The sequence below is a fragment of the Massilia sp. CT11-108 genome, assembly GCF_047302915.1.
In the GTDB taxonomy this organism is placed as follows: domain Bacteria; phylum Pseudomonadota; class Gammaproteobacteria; order Burkholderiales; family Burkholderiaceae_D; genus Telluria; species Telluria orientalis.
In genome coordinates this window covers 1-245 of sequence record NZ_JBKYMO010001683.1, presented here as the reverse complement: position 1 = coordinate 245, position 245 = coordinate 1, and the positions used below count along the sequence as shown (strand labels likewise).

Here is a 245-nt window from a genome sequence, read left to right as displayed (position 1 = left end):
TCCTGCGGCAGCAGCGCCAGCAGCTCGGTGCGCAGCGCCGCCAGCGCGGCCAGCATCGCGCGGTTGCCCGGCACCGCCATCCACTGCTCCAGCGCCGTGACGACGCCTTCCGGCAGGCCGAACACGCTGAAGATCTTCAGGTGCGCGAGGTCGTCCAGCGTGCGGCCGTCGGCCAGCAGCTGGCGCGCGCGCGGCTCCGTGAGTTTCGGGATCCCGAGCGCGGCCAGCAGGCCCACGTCGTCGAG

General features: G+C 73.9%; 1 pseudogene. It reads right to left on the bottom strand.

Going from position 1 to position 245, the window contains the following annotated elements:
- Positions 1-245: pseudogene (locus ACEN88_RS36025) on the bottom strand (NAD-dependent DNA ligase LigA); the annotation flags it as partial.